The 16288-nt window shown below is 71.5% G+C and carries 14 protein-coding genes and 1 tRNA gene; 10 read left to right on the top strand and 5 right to left on the bottom strand.

Annotated elements, in window-relative coordinates; translation table 11 throughout:
- Nucleotides 1–30 precede the first annotated feature (30 nt).
- Nucleotides 31–2763 carry a pyruvate dehydrogenase (acetyl-transferring), homodimeric type gene (aceE, locus tag ACZ60W_RS21960; protein WP_469757026.1) on the bottom strand — a complete coding sequence of 911 codons (2733 nt, stop codon included), beginning with the start codon at nt 2761–2763 and terminating at the stop codon, nt 31–33.
- Between the two features lie 430 nt (nt 2764–3193).
- Between aceE and ACZ60W_RS21965 the strand changes: the two genes are divergently transcribed.
- The 6 genes from ACZ60W_RS21965 to ACZ60W_RS21990 all read left to right on the top strand — a co-directional run bounded on the left by ACZ60W_RS21965 (nt 3194) and on the right by ACZ60W_RS21990 (nt 7582).
- Complete coding sequence (locus ACZ60W_RS21965; protein ID WP_366302618.1) at nt 3194–3616, top strand: DUF3052 domain-containing protein; 423 nt, start codon at nt 3194–3196, stop codon at nt 3614–3616.
- Between the two features lie 119 nt (nt 3617–3735).
- On the top strand, nt 3736–4194 hold the full coding sequence (locus ACZ60W_RS21970; RefSeq protein ID WP_469757027.1) for a peroxiredoxin: 459 nt from the start codon (nt 3736–3738) through the stop codon (nt 4192–4194).
- A 138-nt stretch (nt 4195–4332) separates the two neighbouring features.
- A complete protein-coding gene (locus ACZ60W_RS21975) occupies nt 4333–4908 on the top strand; it encodes a TerD family protein (RefSeq protein WP_026058190.1) in 576 nt (191 codons plus the stop codon).
- An 82-nt stretch (nt 4909–4990) separates the two neighbouring features.
- Nucleotides 4991–5566, top strand: coding sequence for a TerD family protein (locus ACZ60W_RS21980; protein WP_469757028.1), 576 nt, complete (start codon nt 4991–4993; stop codon nt 5564–5566).
- 29 nt (nt 5567–5595) lie between these two features.
- A complete protein-coding gene (locus tag ACZ60W_RS21985) occupies nt 5596–6741 on the top strand; it encodes a DUF475 domain-containing protein (RefSeq protein ID WP_469757029.1) in 1146 nt (381 codons plus the stop codon).
- 103 nt (nt 6742–6844) lie between these two features.
- Nucleotides 6845–7582, top strand: coding sequence for a TerD family protein (locus ACZ60W_RS21990; protein WP_469757030.1), 738 nt, complete (start codon nt 6845–6847; stop codon nt 7580–7582).
- A gap of 39 nt (nt 7583–7621) precedes the next feature.
- On the opposite strand, the gene ACZ60W_RS21995 is transcribed toward ACZ60W_RS21990, so the two are convergent.
- The gene (locus tag ACZ60W_RS21995; protein WP_469757031.1) at nt 7622–8443 is read right to left on the bottom strand and encodes a TerD family protein; all 822 of its coding nucleotides are present in this window, start codon (nt 8441–8443) and stop codon (nt 7622–7624) included.
- Nucleotides 8444–8620: 177 nt separating this feature from the next.
- On the opposite strand from ACZ60W_RS21995, the gene ACZ60W_RS22000 reads away from it, so the two are divergent.
- The 3 genes from ACZ60W_RS22000 to ACZ60W_RS22010 are packed head-to-tail and all read left to right on the top strand — an operon-like array spanning nt 8621 to nt 13416.
- Nucleotides 8621–9805 carry an HpcH/HpaI aldolase/citrate lyase family protein gene (locus ACZ60W_RS22000; RefSeq protein WP_469757032.1) on the top strand — a complete coding sequence of 395 codons (1185 nt, stop codon included), beginning with the start codon at nt 8621–8623 and terminating at the stop codon, nt 9803–9805.
- Nucleotides 9806–9823: 18 nt separating this feature from the next.
- Nucleotides 9824–12592 carry a phosphoribosyltransferase gene (locus tag ACZ60W_RS22005; RefSeq protein ID WP_469757033.1) on the top strand — a complete coding sequence of 923 codons (2769 nt, stop codon included), beginning with the start codon at nt 9824–9826 and terminating at the stop codon, nt 12590–12592.
- Nucleotides 12589–13416, top strand: coding sequence for an HAD family hydrolase (locus ACZ60W_RS22010; protein ID WP_469757034.1), 828 nt, complete (start codon nt 12589–12591; stop codon nt 13414–13416). The genes ACZ60W_RS22005 and ACZ60W_RS22010 overlap by 4 nt, the downstream gene beginning before the upstream one ends.
- A 162-nt stretch (nt 13417–13578) precedes the next feature.
- Here ACZ60W_RS22010 and ACZ60W_RS22015 read toward each other — a convergent pair whose 3' ends face one another.
- From ACZ60W_RS22015 to ACZ60W_RS22025, 3 genes are all read right to left on the bottom strand, one after another.
- Nucleotides 13579–13797, bottom strand: coding sequence for an FmdB family zinc ribbon protein (locus tag ACZ60W_RS22015; RefSeq protein ID WP_469757035.1), 219 nt, complete (start codon nt 13795–13797; stop codon nt 13579–13581).
- 32 nt (nt 13798–13829) lie between these two features.
- On the bottom strand, nt 13830–15131 hold the full coding sequence (locus ACZ60W_RS22020; RefSeq protein ID WP_469757052.1) for a hypothetical protein: 1302 nt from the start codon (nt 15129–15131) through the stop codon (nt 13830–13832).
- A 135-nt stretch (nt 15132–15266) separates the two neighbouring features.
- Nucleotides 15267–15917 carry a DUF4097 family beta strand repeat-containing protein gene (locus ACZ60W_RS22025; protein WP_469757036.1) on the bottom strand — a complete coding sequence of 217 codons (651 nt, stop codon included), beginning with the start codon at nt 15915–15917 and terminating at the stop codon, nt 15267–15269.
- Between the two features lie 270 nt (nt 15918–16187).
- Here ACZ60W_RS22025 and ACZ60W_RS22030 point away from each other — a divergent pair.
- Nucleotides 16188–16262 (top strand) — tRNA-Val (locus ACZ60W_RS22030).
- Nucleotides 16263–16288: the final 26 nt, after the last annotated feature.

The raw sequence follows: 16288 nt of genomic DNA on the forward strand, positions 1-16288 counted from the left end.
CCCCTCATCAGGCGTGATGCGTCCCGGGGCTCAGGCGTCGCCGCCCGCGGCGCCCGGGTCGGCGGCCGCCACGTCGAGCAGCTGGTAGCGGTCCACCGCCTGCTTCAGCGCCGACCGGTCGATCTTGCCGTCGCGGGCCAGCTCGGTCAGCACCGCGAGCACGATCGACTGGGCGTCGATGTGGAAGTAGCGGCGGGCCGCGCCCCGCGTGTCCGCGAAGCCGAAGCCGTCGGCACCGAGCGAGGTGTACGGACCCGGCACCCAGCGGGAGATCTGGTCCGGCACCGCACGCATCCAGTCGGAGACCGCCACGAACGGGCCCTCGGCGCCCTGGAGCTTGCGCGTCACGTACGGGACGCGCTGCTCCTCGTCCGGGTGGAGCAGGTTGTGCTCCTCGACGGCCACGGCCTCGCGGCGCAGCTCGGTCCAGGAGGTGGCGGACCAGACGTCGGCCCGCACGTTCCACTCCTCGGCGAGGATCCGCTGCGCCTCGACCGCCCACGGCACGGCGACGCCCGAGGCCATGATCTGCGCCGGGACGGTGCCGGCCTCGGCCGGCCGGAAGCGGTGGATGCCCTGGAGGATGCCGTCCACGTCCACGTCCGCGGGCTCGGCCGGGTGCTGGATCGGCTCGTTGTAGACGGTCAGGTAGTAGAAGACGTCCTCGGCGGCGGGGCCGTACATCCGCCGCAGGCCGTCCTTGACGATGTGCGCGATCTCGAAGCCGAACGCCGGGTCGTACGCGATGCAGGCCGGGTTGGTCGACGCGATGAGGTGCGAGTGGCCGTCCGCGTGCTGCAGGCCCTCGCCGGTCAGCGTCGTACGGCCGGCGGTGGCGCCGAGCACGAAGCCGCGGGCCAGCTGGTCGGCCATCTGCCAGAACTGGTCGCCGGTCCGCTGGAAGCCGAACATCGAGTAGAAGACGTACACCGGGATCAGCGGTTCGCCGTGCGTGGCGTAGGCCGAGCCGGCGGCGATCAGCGACGCCGTGCAGCCGGCCTCCGAGATGCCGTCGTGCAGCATCTGGCCGGTCGGCGACTCCTTGTAGGCGAGCAGGAGTTCGCGGTCCACCGCCTCGTACTGCTGGCCCAGCGGGTTGTAGATCTTGGCGCTCGGGAAGAACGCGTCCATGCCGAAGGTGCGGTACTCGTCGGGGGCGATCAGCACGAACCGCTTGCCGATCTCCTTGTCCCGCATGAGGTCCTTCAGGATGCGGACGAACGCCATCGTGGTGGCGATCGACTGCTGACCGGAGCCCTTCCGGGCCGCCGCGTACGTCGAGTCGTCCGGAAGGGCCAGCGGCTTCGCCCGCACGACGCGGGTGGGCACGTACCCGCCGAGCGCCTTGCGGCGGTCGTGCATGTACTGGATCTCCTCGGAGTTCCGGCCCGGGTGGTAGTACGGCGGCAGGCCGTCCTCCAGCTGCCGGTCCGTCACCGGGATGTGCAGCCGGTCGCGGAAGCGCTTGAGGTCGTCGACCGTCAGCTTCTTCATCTGGTGGGTCGCGTTGCGGCCCTCGAAGTTCGGGCCCAGCGTCCAGCCCTTGACGGTCTGGGCGAGGATCACGGTCGGCTGGCCCGCGTGGGCCTTCGCCGCCGCGTAGGCCGCGTAGATCTTCTTGTGGTCGTGGCCGCCGCGGCCCAGGTGCAGGACCTGCTGGTCCGTCATGCCCTCGACCATCGCCCGCAGCCGGTGGTCGTCGCCGAAGAAGTGGTCCCGGATGTATCCGCCGGTCTCCGTGGCGTACGTCTGGAACTGCCCGTCCGGGGTGGTGTTGAGCCGGTTGACCAGGATGCCGTCGCGGTCCTGCGCCAGCAGCGGGTCCCAGGAGCGGTCCCAGATCAGCTTGATGACGTTCCAGCCGTTGCCCCGGAAGATCGACTCCAGCTCCTGGATGATCTTGCCGTTGCCGCGGACCGGGCCGTCGAGCCGCTGGAGGTTGCAGTTGACGACGAAGGTGAGGTTGTCCAGGCCCTCGCGGGCGGCGATGGAGAGCTGGCCGAGCGACTCGACCTCGTCCATCTCGCCGTCGCCGAGGAACGCCCAGACGTGGGACGCGGAGGTGTCGGCGATGCCGCGCGCCTCCATGTACCGGTTCATCCGCGCCTGGTAGATCGCGCCGAGCGGGCCGAGGCCCATCGACACCGTCGGGAACTCCCAGAAGTCCGGCATGAGCCGCGGGTGCGGGTAGGACGAAAGGGCGTTCGGCGCCTTCGACTTCTCCTGGCGGAAGCCGTCGAGCTGGGTGTCGTCCAGCCGGTCCAGGAGGTAGGCGCGGGCGTAGATGCCGGGGGAGGCGTGCCCCTGGAAGAAGATCTGGTCGCCGCCGTCGCCCTCGTCCTTGCCGCGGAAGAAGTGGTTGAAGCCCACGTCGTAGAGCGAGGCGGAGGAGGCGAAGGTCGCGATGTGGCCGCCGACCCCGATGCCCGGACGCTGGGCGCGCGAGACCATCACGGCCGCGTTCCACCGGGTGGCGTTGAGGACCTTGCGCTCGATCTCCTCGTTGCCGGGGAAGAAGGGCTCGTCCTTGGTGGCGATGGTGTTGACGTAGTCCGTGCTGCGCATCTCGGGCACGGCCACGCGCTTCTCACGGGCCCGCTCGATCAGCCGGAGCATGAGGTAGCGGGCCCGCTCGCGGCCCCGCTCGTCGACGGCCGCGTCCAGGGAGTCGAGCCATTCCTGGGTCTCTTCCGGGTCGAAATCCGGGACCTGGCTGGGAAGGCCGCCAATGATGATCGGGTTGCGATCGGATCCGGGAGCCACGCTCTTCCTTCGCTGTTCGGTGGAGCCCACGGGGCCACGGAGTGGTCGGGATGTCCATCGTGTACCCCGTCGGCGCCAGACGTCACATTTACCGAGGGGTAACCCCCGGGGGTGTCGCCTACCTGTCCGGCAACGTGTTCGGGTGCGGTCAAATCGCAACCTTACGCCCAAGTCGCGCATGCGTTTCGTCCGAGCGTTCGGCAGACTGAAACCGCAGAAGTCCGTAAACCGGGACGAAGCATGTGTGCCTGATCACGAAGGAGGGTACGAGCCTGCCGAAAGTTGGGGCGAGACGGCCCCAAACGTCACCGTTTCGGCGGTCTCCGCGGCCTGGTACTTGCGCGATCAGCCCCGGCACGTGTGGACTACGGCCAGCGCCACGCGCCCACGCGTGGCCCACAGCATTTTCCGAATGAGCAGGAGGCAAGCCGTGAGCGCGACCGCGGACCACGCGGAGGAGCGGACCAACCCGGCCGGCAGGCTGGGGTTCGAGCCCGGACAGGTGGTCCAGGAGATCGGCTACGACGACGACGTCGACCAGGATCTCCGTGAAGGCATCGAGTCCATCATCGGGGCCGACCTCGTGGACGAGGACTACGACGACGTCGCCGACGCCGTCGTGCTCTGGTTCCGTGACGAGGACGGCGACCTCACCGACGCCCTGGTGGACTCCATCGGTCTTCTGGAGGACGGCGGCACCATCTGGCTGCTGACGCCGAAGACCGGCCGCGACGGCTACATCGAGCCGTCCGACATCAACGATGCCGCGCAGACTGCTGGTCTCTCCCAGACCAAGAGCATCAGCGTCGCCAAGGACTGGACGGGCACCCGCCTGACCGCCCCCAAGCGCTGATCACCACGCTGCGAGTAGCCCCCGCCGGTCCGCCGTCGGGGGCTTTCGTGCGCAGGCCGTAGGCTGGGCTCACCGATTCGGCCCAAGGTCTGGGTTCCGTCGAAAGGGATGCGTACGCGATGGCGATCGAGGTCGGCACCAAGGCCCCGGAATTCGAGCTGAAGGACAACCACGGTCGTACCGTGCGGCTCTCCGACTTCCGCGGCGAGAAGAACGTGGTGCTGCTCTTCTACCCGTTCGCGTTCACCGGTGTCTGCACCGGCGAGCTGCGCGCGCTGCGCGACCGCCTCACGGCGTTCGTCAACGACGACACCCAGCTCCTCGCCGTCTCCAACGACTCGATCCACACCCTGCGCGTCTTCGCCGACCAGGAGGACCTGGAATTCCCGCTGCTCTCCGACTTCTGGAAGCACGGCGAGGCCTCCCGCGCGTACGGCGTCTTCGACGAGGAGAAGGGCTGCGCCGTGCGCGGCACCTTCGTCATCGACAAGGAGGGCGTCGTCCGCTGGACCGTCGTCAACGCCCTCTCGGACGCCCGCGACCTGGGCGACTACGTGAAGGCCCTCGACGCCATCTGAGGCGTTCCGGGGCCGACACCCTCGGAATCACCGGGCGAATCGACTGTTTCGACCGGGAACCCGTCACTAGGATCCAGTCGTTGATCCGATGCCAACGCACGACTGGGGCGCTGCCCCTGAAAACGTATGGAGGGACTCGTGGGAGTCAGCCTCAGCAAGGGCGGCAACGTCTCGCTGACCAAGGAGGCCCCTGGCCTCACCGCCGTGACCGTCGGTCTGGGCTGGGACGTCCGCACCACCACCGGGACGGACTTCGACCTCGACGCCAGCGCCATCCTGGTGAGCGAGGAGGGCAAGGTCCGCAACGACCAGGACTTCGTCTTCTTCAACAACCTGAAGAGCGCCGACGGCTCCGTCGAGCACACCGGTGACAACCTCACCGGCGAGGGCGAGGGCGACGACGAGCAGGTCAAGGTCAGCCTGGCCACCGTGCCGGCCGACGTGGCCAAGATCGTCTTCCCGGTGTCGATCTACGACGCCGAGAACCGCCAGCAGTCCTTCGGCCAGGTGCGCAACGCGTTCATCCGCGTCGTGAACCAGGCCGGCGGCGCCGAGATCGCCCGGTACGACCTCTCCGAGGACGCCTCGACCGAGACCGCCATGGTCTTCGGCGAGCTGTACCGTCACGGCGCCGAGTGGAAGTTCCGCGCCGTCGGCCAGGGCTACGCCTCCGGCCTGCGCGGCATCGCGCAGGACTTCGGCGTCAACGTCTGAGCCGAACCGTTCGAACCGTCCGGCGCCGCACTCTCCGTGCGGCGCCGGACGTGCCTCATCACCACCGGGGAGGAACCGCATCATGGGCGTCACGCTCGCCAAGGGAGGCAATGTCTCCCTCTCCAAGGCCGCACCCAACCTCACCAAGGTCCTCGTCGGACTCGGCTGGGACGCGCGCTCCACCACCGGAGCCCCCTTCGACCTCGATGCCAGCGCTCTGCTGTGCCAGGCCGGCCGGGTGCTCGGGGACGACTACTTCGTCTTCTACAACCAGCTGCGCAGCCCCGAGGGCTCCGTCGAACACACCGGTGACAACCTCACCGGTGAGGGTGACGGCGACGACGAGTCCCTCATCGTCGACCTCGACCGGGTGCCGCCCCACTGCGACAAGATCGTCTTTCCGGTCTCCATTCACGACGCCGACAATCGCGGCCAGAGCTTCGGCCAGGTCAGCAATGCCTTCATCCGCGTCGTGAACCAGCTGGACGGCCAGGAACTGGCGCGCTACGACCTCTCCGAGGACGCCTCGACCGAGACCGCGATGATCTTCGGCGAGCTCTACCGCTACAACGGCGAATGGAAGTTCCGGGCGGTGGGACAGGGGTACGCGTCCGGGCTCCGGGGCATCGCTCTAGACTTCGGGGTCAACGTTTCGTAAAGCCATGTAATTTCACGATGGGGTAGACAGTGGTTCTGAAAACCTTCGGCTGGTCGTTCGCGATCACTGCGCTCGGTCTGGTCGCAGCGGTGCTCTACGGGGGGTGGGAGGCCTTCGGGATCGTCGCGATCCTCTGCGTCCTCGAGATCTCGCTGTCCTTCGACAACGCGGTGGTCAACGCCGGGATCCTGAAGAAGATGAATGCCTTCTGGCAGAAGATCTTCCTCACGATCGGCGTGCTCATCGCCGTCTTCGGCATGCGGCTCGTCTTCCCCGTCGTGATCGTCGCCGTCAGTGCGAAGATCGGGCCCGTAGAGGCCGTCGACCTCGCCCTGAACGACGCCGACCGTTACCAGGAACTGGTCACCGACGCGCATCCGTCGATCGCCGCGTTCGGTGGCATGTTCCTGCTGATGATCTTCCTCGACTTCATCTTCGAGGACCGCGACATCCAGTGGCTGCGCTGGATCGAGCGCCCGCTCGCCAAGCTCGGCAAGGTCGACATGCTGTCGGTCTGTATCGCGCTGATCGTCCTGCTCGTCACCGCCATGACCTTCGCGACCCACGCCCACCAGCACGGCGGCGCGCACGTCGACAAGGCGCAGACGGTCCTGATCTCCGGCATCGCCGGTCTCATCACGTACCTCGTCGTCGGCGGTCTCTCGGGCTACTTCGAGAACAAGCTGGAGGAAGAGGAGGAGCGCGAGCACGAGGCCGAGGAAGAGGCCAAGCGCAGCGGCAAGAAGGTCTCCGCGGTCCAGCTGGCCGGCAAGGCCGCCTTCTTCATGTTCCTCTACCTCGAGGTCCTCGACGCCTCCTTCTCCTTCGACGGCGTCATCGGCGCCTTCGCCATCACCAACGACATCGTCCTGATGGCGCTCGGCCTGGGCGTGGGCGCCATGTACGTCCGTTCGCTCACGGTCTACCTGGTCCGTCAGGGCACCCTGGACGACTACGTCTACCTGGAGCACGGCGCCCACTACGCGATCGGCGCGCTGGCCGTGGTCCTCATGATCACCATCCAGTACGAGATCCCCGAGATCATCACCGGCGGCATCGGCGTCGCCCTCATCGGCTGGTCCTTCTGGTCCTCCGTCCGCCGCAACCAGCGGCTCGCGGCGGCCGAGGGCGGATCCGGCTCGGACGACAAGACCGAGGTGCCGTCCGGGGTGTGACACCCCCGGTAACGAGGAACGCTTCACTGCGGGGCGGTCGGGTCCACCCGGCCGCCCCGCAGCCATGTGCGGGCAACTGGAGACCAGTGGGGGTGGAGGCGTCATGGCCTTCTGGGACAACCTTTTTCCGGGGAGGGCGGCGCAGTTCGACTCGGGCAGCGCCGCGTCCAACGCGATCGACCTGACGAAACGGCGTCCGACCGTCTCGCTCACCCAGCAGGGCGCCGCCACCGGCAACCTCCGGGTGAACCTCTCCTGGCGGATGCGGACCTCCGACATCGAGGGCCGCTCCCGGCAGAGCGGACGGCTGCTGCGCAACCCCGCCCAGCTCTTCAAGCCCGAGGTCGTCCAGGCCCACACCCAGGGCATGGTCAACGTCGACCTCGACCTCGGCTGCCTCTACGAGCTCACCGACGGCAGCAAGGGCGTGGTGCAGCCGCTCGGCGGCTTCTTCGGCGACCTGAACGCGGCCCCGTACGTGAAGCAGAGCGGCGACGACCGCTTCGGGGGCTCCTCCGGCGAGACGATCTTCGTCAATCTGGACCACCGCGACGAGATCAAGCGCCTGCTCTTCTTCGTGTACATCTACGACCAGACGCCGGCCTTCGACCGGACGCACGCCAAGGTGACGCTCTACCCGAGCAACGGCCCCCGGATCGAGATCGAACTCGACGAGCGGGCCCCGCAGGCCCGCTCGTGCGCGGTCTTCTCCATGGAGAACGTCAAGGGCGAGCTGACCGTCCGCCGCGAGGTGCGGTTCGTGTACGGCTTCCAGGCTGAGCTGGACCGGCTGTACGGCTGGGGCCTCCAGTGGGGGCGCGGCTACAAGACCAAGGCGTAGCCGTTGCCCACGCGGTCTGCCACGGGCTCCCGGCCGTCCTCAGGACGACGTGACGAACTGGGGGCCCATCGGCGGCATGCGGAAGTCGGGCGCCGGCTGCTGCTCGGCGGCGGCCACGGGCTGCGGATAGCCGTAGGCGGGCGCCCGGTCCGGGACCGGCGGCACCGTCGGCTGCGGGGGGACGGGCGCCGGGGTGTGGACCAGGGTCAGGTCCGTGTCGGGCGAGCCGCCGTCCGGGGCGGCCGGGAAGGCGTCCGGGGAGCCCGGTGCGGCCTCCTGGGCGTCCTGCGCGGCCTCCTGGGCGGCGTCCTCGTCGACCGAGATGCCGAAGTCGGTGGCGAGGCCGATGAGGCCCGTCGGGTAGCCCTGGCCCACCGCGCGGAACTTCCAGCCGTCCCCGCGGCGGTACAGCTCGCCGCAGATGACCGCCGTCTCCTCGCCGGTCTCCGCCGTCACGTCGAAAAGGGCCAGCGGCTCGCGCTCCGGCCCGGCCGTGGCGTCGTACAGCAGGATCCGCAGGTCGAGGACGGAGCGGAAGGTGCCGCCGTCGGACGAGGCCGCGATCACCACCCGGTCGACCGAACCGTCGAGGCTGCCCAGATCGGCCTCCACGGTGTCCGTCAGGCCCTCGGCGACCCGCTTCTTCGGCAGCCGCCGCACCAGGCCCGAGGGGTGGCGCGGCTGGTTGTAGAAGACGAAGTCCTCGTCGGACCTGACCCGCCCGGAGGGCCCCAGCAACAGGGCCGAGGCGTCCACGTCGGGGACCCCGGGGCCCGGGGTCCAGCGGAGCACGGCCCGTACGGCCGCGGTGTCGAGAGGGACGTTGGAGCCCTTCAGCATCGCGTGCGTCATGACCGTCATCCTGCCCTCCCGGCCGACCCGTGGACAACGCGGGGGCGACACCGATACCGGGCCGAGACGACGGATGCTGACGAGTTACCTGAATTTCATGCACCGAGGGAACTACGGACACCCGCACCTACGTACTATTACCGGCCACATGTCGTCAGGGCCCAGAGAGGCAGCCAGGGGACTTATATGCGTCATTTCGGACACATTCCGTCCGCGACACGGGCCGGGCTGTTCCACCGCGAGCCGGCCGGCTTCACGGCCGACTCACCCGCGCGGACGCTCGCCGTCGCGCTCGGGGCCACGCTGTACAGCCCGGCCACCCGGCCGCGGCTGGCCGACGACGTGCGCAAGCAGGCCGCGCGCGGCGTCGTCTCCATGGTGCTCTGCCTGGAGGACTCCATCGGCGACGGCGACGTACAGGCGGGCGAGGAGAACCTCGTCCGCCAGTTCGCCGACCTCGCGGGGGGTGCCGTGACGGACGCCGACACCGCCACGGACGTTCCCCTGCTCTTCATCCGGGTGCGTGAACCGCGCCAGATCACGGAGCTCGTCTCCCGGCTCGGCGAAACGGTTCGCCTGCTGTCCGGATTCGTGCTGCCCAAGTTCACCGAGAACCGGGGCCACGCCTTCCTGGAGGCGCTCCTCCAGGCCGAGCGGACCAGCGGCAGGCGCCTCTTCGCCATGCCCGTCCTGGAGTCCCCGGAACTCCTCCACCTGGAGACCCGGGCCGAGACCCTCGCCGGGATCGCCTCGATCACCGACAAGTACCGGGACCGGATCCTCGCCCTCCGCCTCGGCGTCACCGATTTCTGCTCCGCCTACGGACTGCGCCGCTCGCCCGACATGACCGCGTACGACGTCAAGATCGTCGCCCACGTCATCGCCGACGTCGTCAACGTCCTCGGCCGCTCCGACGGCACCGGATTCACCATCACGGGACCCGTCTGGGAGTACTTCCGGCCCGGCGAGCGCATGTTCAAGCCGCAGCTGCGGCGCAGCCCCTTCCTGGAGGGCAGCGCCGAGGACCTGCGCACCGCGCTCATCGAGCACGACCTCGACGGGCTCCTCCGCGAGATCGAGCTCGACCGCGCGAACGGCCTCCTCGGCAAGACCTGCATCCACCCCACCCACGTGGTGCCGGTGCACGCACTCTCCGTGGTCAGCCACGAGGAGTGGAGCGACGCCCAGGACATCCTGCGGCCCGAACAGGGCGGCGGCGGCGTGCTCCGCTCCGCCTACACGAACAAGATGAACGAAGTGAAGCCGCATCGCGCGTGGGCCGAACGCATCCTCCAGCGCGCCGAGGTCTTCGGCGTCGCCAAGGAGGACGTCGGCTTCGTGGAGCTGCTCACCGCCGGCCTGGCCGGCTGACGAAGGGACGTCGACGACGTGGTGTGGACCGGAACGTGGGTCGCGGAGCGACTGGGCGTCGAACTGATCGGCGACGAGGAGCTGCCGGCCCTGCTCGGCCTCGCACTGCGCCGCAACCCCAAACGGGCGCATCTGCTGGTCTCCAGCGTGCTCGGCAAGCACGTGCCGCAGCGCCCCTCGGTCGTGTACGGCTCCGGCCTCGACCTCGGCCGACGCGTGCGGGCCCTCCTCGGCGACGAGGAGGCCGCCCGCGCCGTCGTCCTCGGCTACGCGGAGACCGCCACCGCCCTCGGGCACGCCGTCGCCGACGGCCTCGGCCTCGCCCCGTACCTCCACTCCACCCGGCGGCCCGTGGCCGGCGTCGCCCGGGCCGGCGGCTTCGAGGAGTCCCACTCCCACGCCACCTCCCACCTGCTGCTGCCCGAGGACCCCGGGCTCCTCGCCGGCGACGGACCGCTCGTCCTCGTCGACGACGAGTTCTCCACCGGCAACACCGTCCTCAACACCGTCCGCTCCCTCCACGCGCGCTACCCGCGCGACCGGTACGTCGTCGTCGCCCTCGTCGACATGCGCTCCGCCGCCGACCTCGGCCGGCTCGACGCCTTCGCCGCCGAGATCGGCGCCCGCCTCGACCTCGTCTCCGGCGCCGCCGGCACCGTGCGCCTCCCCGACGGCGTCCTGGAGAAGGGCCAGGCCCTCGTCGCCGCCCACGAGCGCCGCGACGCCGCGCCCGCCTCCCCGCCCCCGACCGCCGGTGCCGCCCCCGTGCGCGTCGAGCTCGACTGGCCCGACGGCCTCCCCGACGGCGGCCGGCACGGCTTCACGCCCGAGCACCGCACCGGCCTGGAGGCCGCCCTCCCCGCCATGGCGAGCAGGATCGCGCGGGCCCTGCGGGAACCGTCACCAGCCGAGGCGGCTGGTCGGATCCCGGAGGCCACCGGTCAGGGTCCTGCCGCAGCCGCCGGCCGGGAGCCCGCTCAGGCCACCGGTCACGGGTCCGCCGCAGCCGCCGACCGGGAGCCCGCTCAGGCCACCGGCCCCGAAGCGGCCGAGGCCACCGGCCCCGAAGCGGCCGAGGCCGCCGGTCCGGAACCCGCCGCGTCCGGTCCGGTGCCCGCCGTGGTCTCCGCTCCGGCGCCCGCCGCGCCGCGCGTGCTCGTCCTCGGCTTCGAGGAGCTGATGTACGCGCCGCTGCGCCTCGGCACCGCCCTGGAGGACGCCGGGCACGACGTCCGGTACTCCACCACCACGCGCTCCCCGGTCCTCGCCGTCGACGACCCCGGCTACGCGATACGCACCCGCCTCGTCTTCCCCGCCCACGACGACCCCGCCGACGGCCCCGGCGAGCGCTACGCGTACAACGTGGCCGGCGCCGGCTTCGACGCCGTCGTCGCGGTCGTCGACTCCACCGCCGACACCCCGGCCCTGCACGCCCCGGACGGCCTGCTCGCCCGGCTCGCCGCGCACATCCCGCGCGTCGTGCTCGCCGTCGTCCCCTCGTACACGCCCCCGGGCACCCCGTACGCGCCCACGAGCTCCTCGTACGCGCCCCCGGGCACCCCGCACACGTCCACGGGCACCCTGCATCCGCCCACGGTCTCCGAAGCTCCCGAAAGGAGCTCCATGCTGCCCGAGCCCCTCCGCGGCCCCGCCTTCTCCTCGTACGCCCCCGAGGAGGTCGGCTGGCTGCTCCAGGACCTTTCGGACGTCGAGCTGGAGGCGCCCACCGAGGAACGCGAGGAAGCCATCCAGAGCGGCGGCGCGCACTACGCCGAGTCGCTCCCCGTCGAGTACCAGCCGAGCGAGCGCTACCAGGAGCTCTTCCGGAGCGCCCTGGACAGCTCCGCCGGCCGCATCGCCCGCGCGGTCGGCACGGTCACCGAGACCGTCCTCGAGGAGCGGTCCGGCCGCCGCCCCGTCCTCGTCTCCCTGGCCCGGGCCGGCACCCCCGTCGGCGTCCTCATGCGCCGCTGGGCGCGGTACCGCCACGGCCTCGACCTCCCGCACTACGCCGTGTCCATCGTGCGCGGCCGCGGCATCGACGCCAACGCCCTGCGCTGGCTCGCCGCCCACCACGACCCGGCCGACGTCGTCTTCGTCGACGGCTGGACCGGCAAGGGCGCCATCACCCGCGAACTCGCCGACGCCATCGAGGAGTTCGAGGCCGCCGAGGGGATCACCGGCTTCGACCCGGAGATCGCCGTCCTCGCCGACCCCGGCTCCTGCGTCCGCGTCCACGGCACCCGCGAGGACTTCCTCATCCCCTCCGCCTGCCTCAACTCCACGGTCTCCGGCCTGATCTCGCGCACCGTGCTCCGCGCCGACCTCGTCGGGCCGGACGACTTCCACGGCGCCAAGTTCTACCGCGAGCTCGCCGGCGCCGACGTCTCCACCGAGTTCCTCGACGCCGTCGCCGCCCGCTTCGACGAGGTCGCCGCGACCGTCGACACCGACGTCAAGGAACTCCTCGCCACCGACCGGACCCCCACCTGGGAGGGCTGGGCGGCCGTCGAGCGGATCAGCGAGGAGTACGGCATCCACGACGTCAACCTCGTCAAGCCCGGCGTCGGCGAGACCACCCGCGTCCTGCTCCGCCGCGTCCCCTGGAAGATCCTCGCCAAGCGGGGCGCCGACGCCGACCTCGCGCACATCCGCCTCCTCGCCGAACAGCGCGGCGTGCCCGTGGAGGAGGTCGACGAACTCCCCTACAGCTGCGTCGGACTGATACACCCCCGGTTCACCAGAGGCGCCACGGGCGCCGACGGCAAGGTGGTGGTGCCCCAGTGAGCACCACCACCGCCCCGGGCACGACGCTGGTCGCCAGCGACCTCGACCGCACCCTGATCTACTCCACCGCCGCCCTCTCCCTCGGCATGCCCGACGCCCAGGCGCCCCGCCTGCTCTGCGTCGAGGTCCACGAGTCCAAGCCGCTCTCCTACATGACCGAGGACGCCGCCGACCTCCTCGCGCGGCTCAGCGACGAGACCGTCTTCGTCCCCACCACGACCCGGACGCGCAAGCAGTACCAGCGCATCCAACTCCCCGGCACGGCACCGAAATACGCCATCTGCGCCAACGGCGGACACATCCTCGTCGACGGCGTCTCCGACCGCGAGTGGCACGCCTCCGTGCTCCGCCGGCTCTCCGACGAGTGCGCACCGCTCTCCGAGATCCGCGCCTACCTCACCGCCACCACGGACCTCTCCTGGGTGCGCAAGCACCGGGTGGCCGAGGACCTGTTCGCCTACCTCGTCGTCGAGCGCGAACGCCTCCCCGCCGACTGGCTCGGCCGCTTCGGCGAGTGGGCGGGGGAGCGCGGCTGGACCGTCTCGCTCCAGGGACGCAAGGTGTACGCCGTCCCCAAGCCGCTCACCAAGAGCGCCGCGGTCCGCGAGGTCGCCCGCCGCACCGGCGCCACCCTCACCCTCGCCGCCGGCGACTCCCTCCTCGACGCCGACCTCCTCCTCGCCGCCGACCGCGCCTGGCGCCCCGGCCACGGCGAGCTCGCCGACAGCGACTGGACCGCCCCCCACCTCGACGTCCTCGCCGAGCGCGGCGTCGCGGCCGGCGAGGAGATCCTCCGCCGCTTCCGGGCGGCCGCGACGGTCTGAGCGGCCCGCGCGGTCCGGGCTTCCCGTGGAGCAAGGCCCGGCCGCGCGCCGGTCCGAACCGTCGGACGGGCCCGACCGAGCCGGTCGCGCACGGGGAAGGCCCGGGCCCCCCGAAGGGTTCCCGGGCCTTCCCCGGTCCACGCCGTGGGACCCCTCCAGGGGTCAGCCGCAGCAGCCTCCGCCGCAGCAGCCGCCCCCGCCGCCACCCGAGCTCGGGGCGGGGCCGGAGCCGCCGGAGCCGCCGACGGCCACGGCCGACAGCAGCTTCACGGTGTCGTCGTGCCCCGCGGGGCAGGAGGCGGGGTCGGAGGACTCGGCCATCGGACGGCTGAGCTCGAAGGTGTCGCCACAGGTGCGGCAGCGGAATTCGTAACGAGGCATGGGGACAGGCTAACGGCGGGACGGCCCCGGCATCAGTGGCCGGCGCCGCGCTCCTCCCGGATGAGGCCGACGACCCGCGCGGCCGAGGCACGCACCGCCTCCAGCTCGGTCAGGAAGTGCCAGTAGTCGGGGTGACGGCCGCTCTCCAGGGAGCCCACCGCCCGGTCCAGGCGGGCGACGGCCTCGTCGAGGGGCCGGGCGTGGCGCGGATCGGGGGTGCTGCGCCCCGCCATCGCCAGCCGCTGCGCGTCCCGTACCGCGAACCGCGTGCGGTCCACCTCCGCCGTCGGGTCCTTGGCGACGGCGTCCAGCCGCCGCAGCCGGTCCCCGGCGGCGGAGACGGCCTCGTCGGTCGAGTCGAGCAGGGCGCGGACGGTGGAGAGCAGCGAGGTGGCGTCCGGCCAGCGCTGGTCGGCCCGCGCCGCACCGGCCTCGGCCAGCCGCTCCCCGGCCTGCCGAAGCGTCTCGGCCGCCTGCTCGGGGACGTGCTGGAGGTCCTGCCAGCAGGCGGCCGAGAACCGGCGGCGCAGCTCCGACAGGACGGGCTCGACACCACCGGTACGGGTGGTGAGGGCCTCGGTGCGGGTACGGAGCGACACCAGGCGGCGGTCGATCTCCGCGGCCCGCTCGGGCAGCCGCTCGGCCTCCGCGCGCACCGCCTCGGCGTCCCGCAGCACGCTGTCGGCTCGCTGGAGGGTCTCGGCGACGCCGTGCCGCCCCGCACCCTCGTTGAGCCGGGTCAGCTCCGGCCCCAGCTGGGCCAGGCGCAGCGCGAGGTCGTCGGCCCGCAGACCGCCCTCCCGTACCGCGTCCAGGGCCCCGCTCGCCCCGCGCAGCGCCTGCCGCGCCCGCTCGACCGCCGGGGCGAGCCGCGCCAGCTGCGTCTCGGCGCTCCCCAGGAGCGGCGCGAGACCCTCCTCGAAGCGGTCCAACTCGCCCTTGACCCGGTCGAGCTCCTCCTTGGCGCGGTTCAGCTCGCCGCGGGCCCGGTTCGCGGTCGCCGCGTCCAGCTCGTCCCGGTCGAGATCGTGCGCGTCCACCGCCTCGATGTAGGCGTGGCTCACCTCGTCGATCCGCCGGCCCAGCGCCTCGAAACCCTCGACGGCGCGGCGTGCCTCGGGGGAGCCGTCCACGGCCGTGATCGTCTCGATGGAGATCCGCAGCCCGCGCTGCGCGGTGTCCAGCTCGTAGAACGCCGCCGCGGCCGCGTCCTTCGCCGCCTGCGCCTCGGCCCGCTGGCTCTCGCCGCGTCCGCCGAACCAGCGCCTCGTCCCCCCGCCCGCGAAGGCCCCCGGCAGCAGCGCCGCGGCCAGCAGCGGCAACGCGAGAGCCAGCCGGAACGTCGACGTCGTCCTGGGCGCCGCGCTGTCCCTCGTATCGCTCGCCGCCACGTACCTCTCCCGTGCTGTGTCCGCCGTGCCCGGTCCGGGTTCATTCTCCCACCCGGTAAGGACGAACACACGGGCCGGTCAGTTCACCGTGCGCACCACGACATCGCCGTTGTCGGTCCGCACGCTCACGGAACGCCCGGCCCCCTCGCCCCGCGGCACGTCGAGCCGTACGTCCCCGTTGTCACTGGCCCCCGTGACCTCGTACACCGCCCTCGGCACCGCCACCGTCGCGTCGCCGTTGTCCGTGACGACGTCGACCCGGCGCGGCACCGCCCCCAGCGCGATCCGCACGTCCCCGTTGTCGGACCGCGCCACGACCTCCTCCGACGTGACCCCGCCCTCGACCACCACGTCCCCGTTGTCGGTCCCCAGATCGAGCGCCCCACCGCTCCTGCGCACCCGTACGTCCCCGTTGTCCGACCGCACCTTCAGCGGCGTCGCGAACGCCTCCGCCGTCACGTCCCCGTCATCGGCCTCCACCGTCACCGCCACCCCGCGCGGCACCTGGATCCGGTGCACCGCCCCACACCGCGACGCCACCCCCGAACAGTCCACCCGCAACGTCAGCCGCCCGCCCTCGAGCCCCCAGCTCGCCTCCGGTCCCGCCCCCATGAACACCCACCCGTCCACCTGGCGCTCCACCCGCACCCCCGCCACGTCCGCGGCCGTCACCACCACCTCCGACCCGTCCGCGTCCACCGTCAACGCCTCCCCCTCGAACGCGAACACCTTCCTCTCCACCGGCGCCCCCGCCACATCCGCCGCCCCACACCCCACGACCCCCACACCCGCCACCAACACCCCACCGACCGCCGCCCACACCCGCACCCCACGCCCCACAGCTATCCCCGTTCCTCGCCCAGCCCTCCCCCCGACCGTACGAGCCCCCACCCCCACCCCCCATCCGGCAACCCACCCACCCCACCCTGGTGCTACCCCCACCCCCCAACCGGTTTGCCCCACCCGCCCCCGCTCCATGTACCCTGTTGCTTCCTCCCCGGGTGCGTAGCTCAGGGGTAGAGCGCTGCTCTTACAAAGCAGATGTCGGCGGTTCGAAACCGTCCGCGCCCACCAGTGGAAAGGCCCCTCGCCGATCTTGG

It is taken from the genome of Streptomyces sp. NPDC104202 (assembly GCF_055584185.1).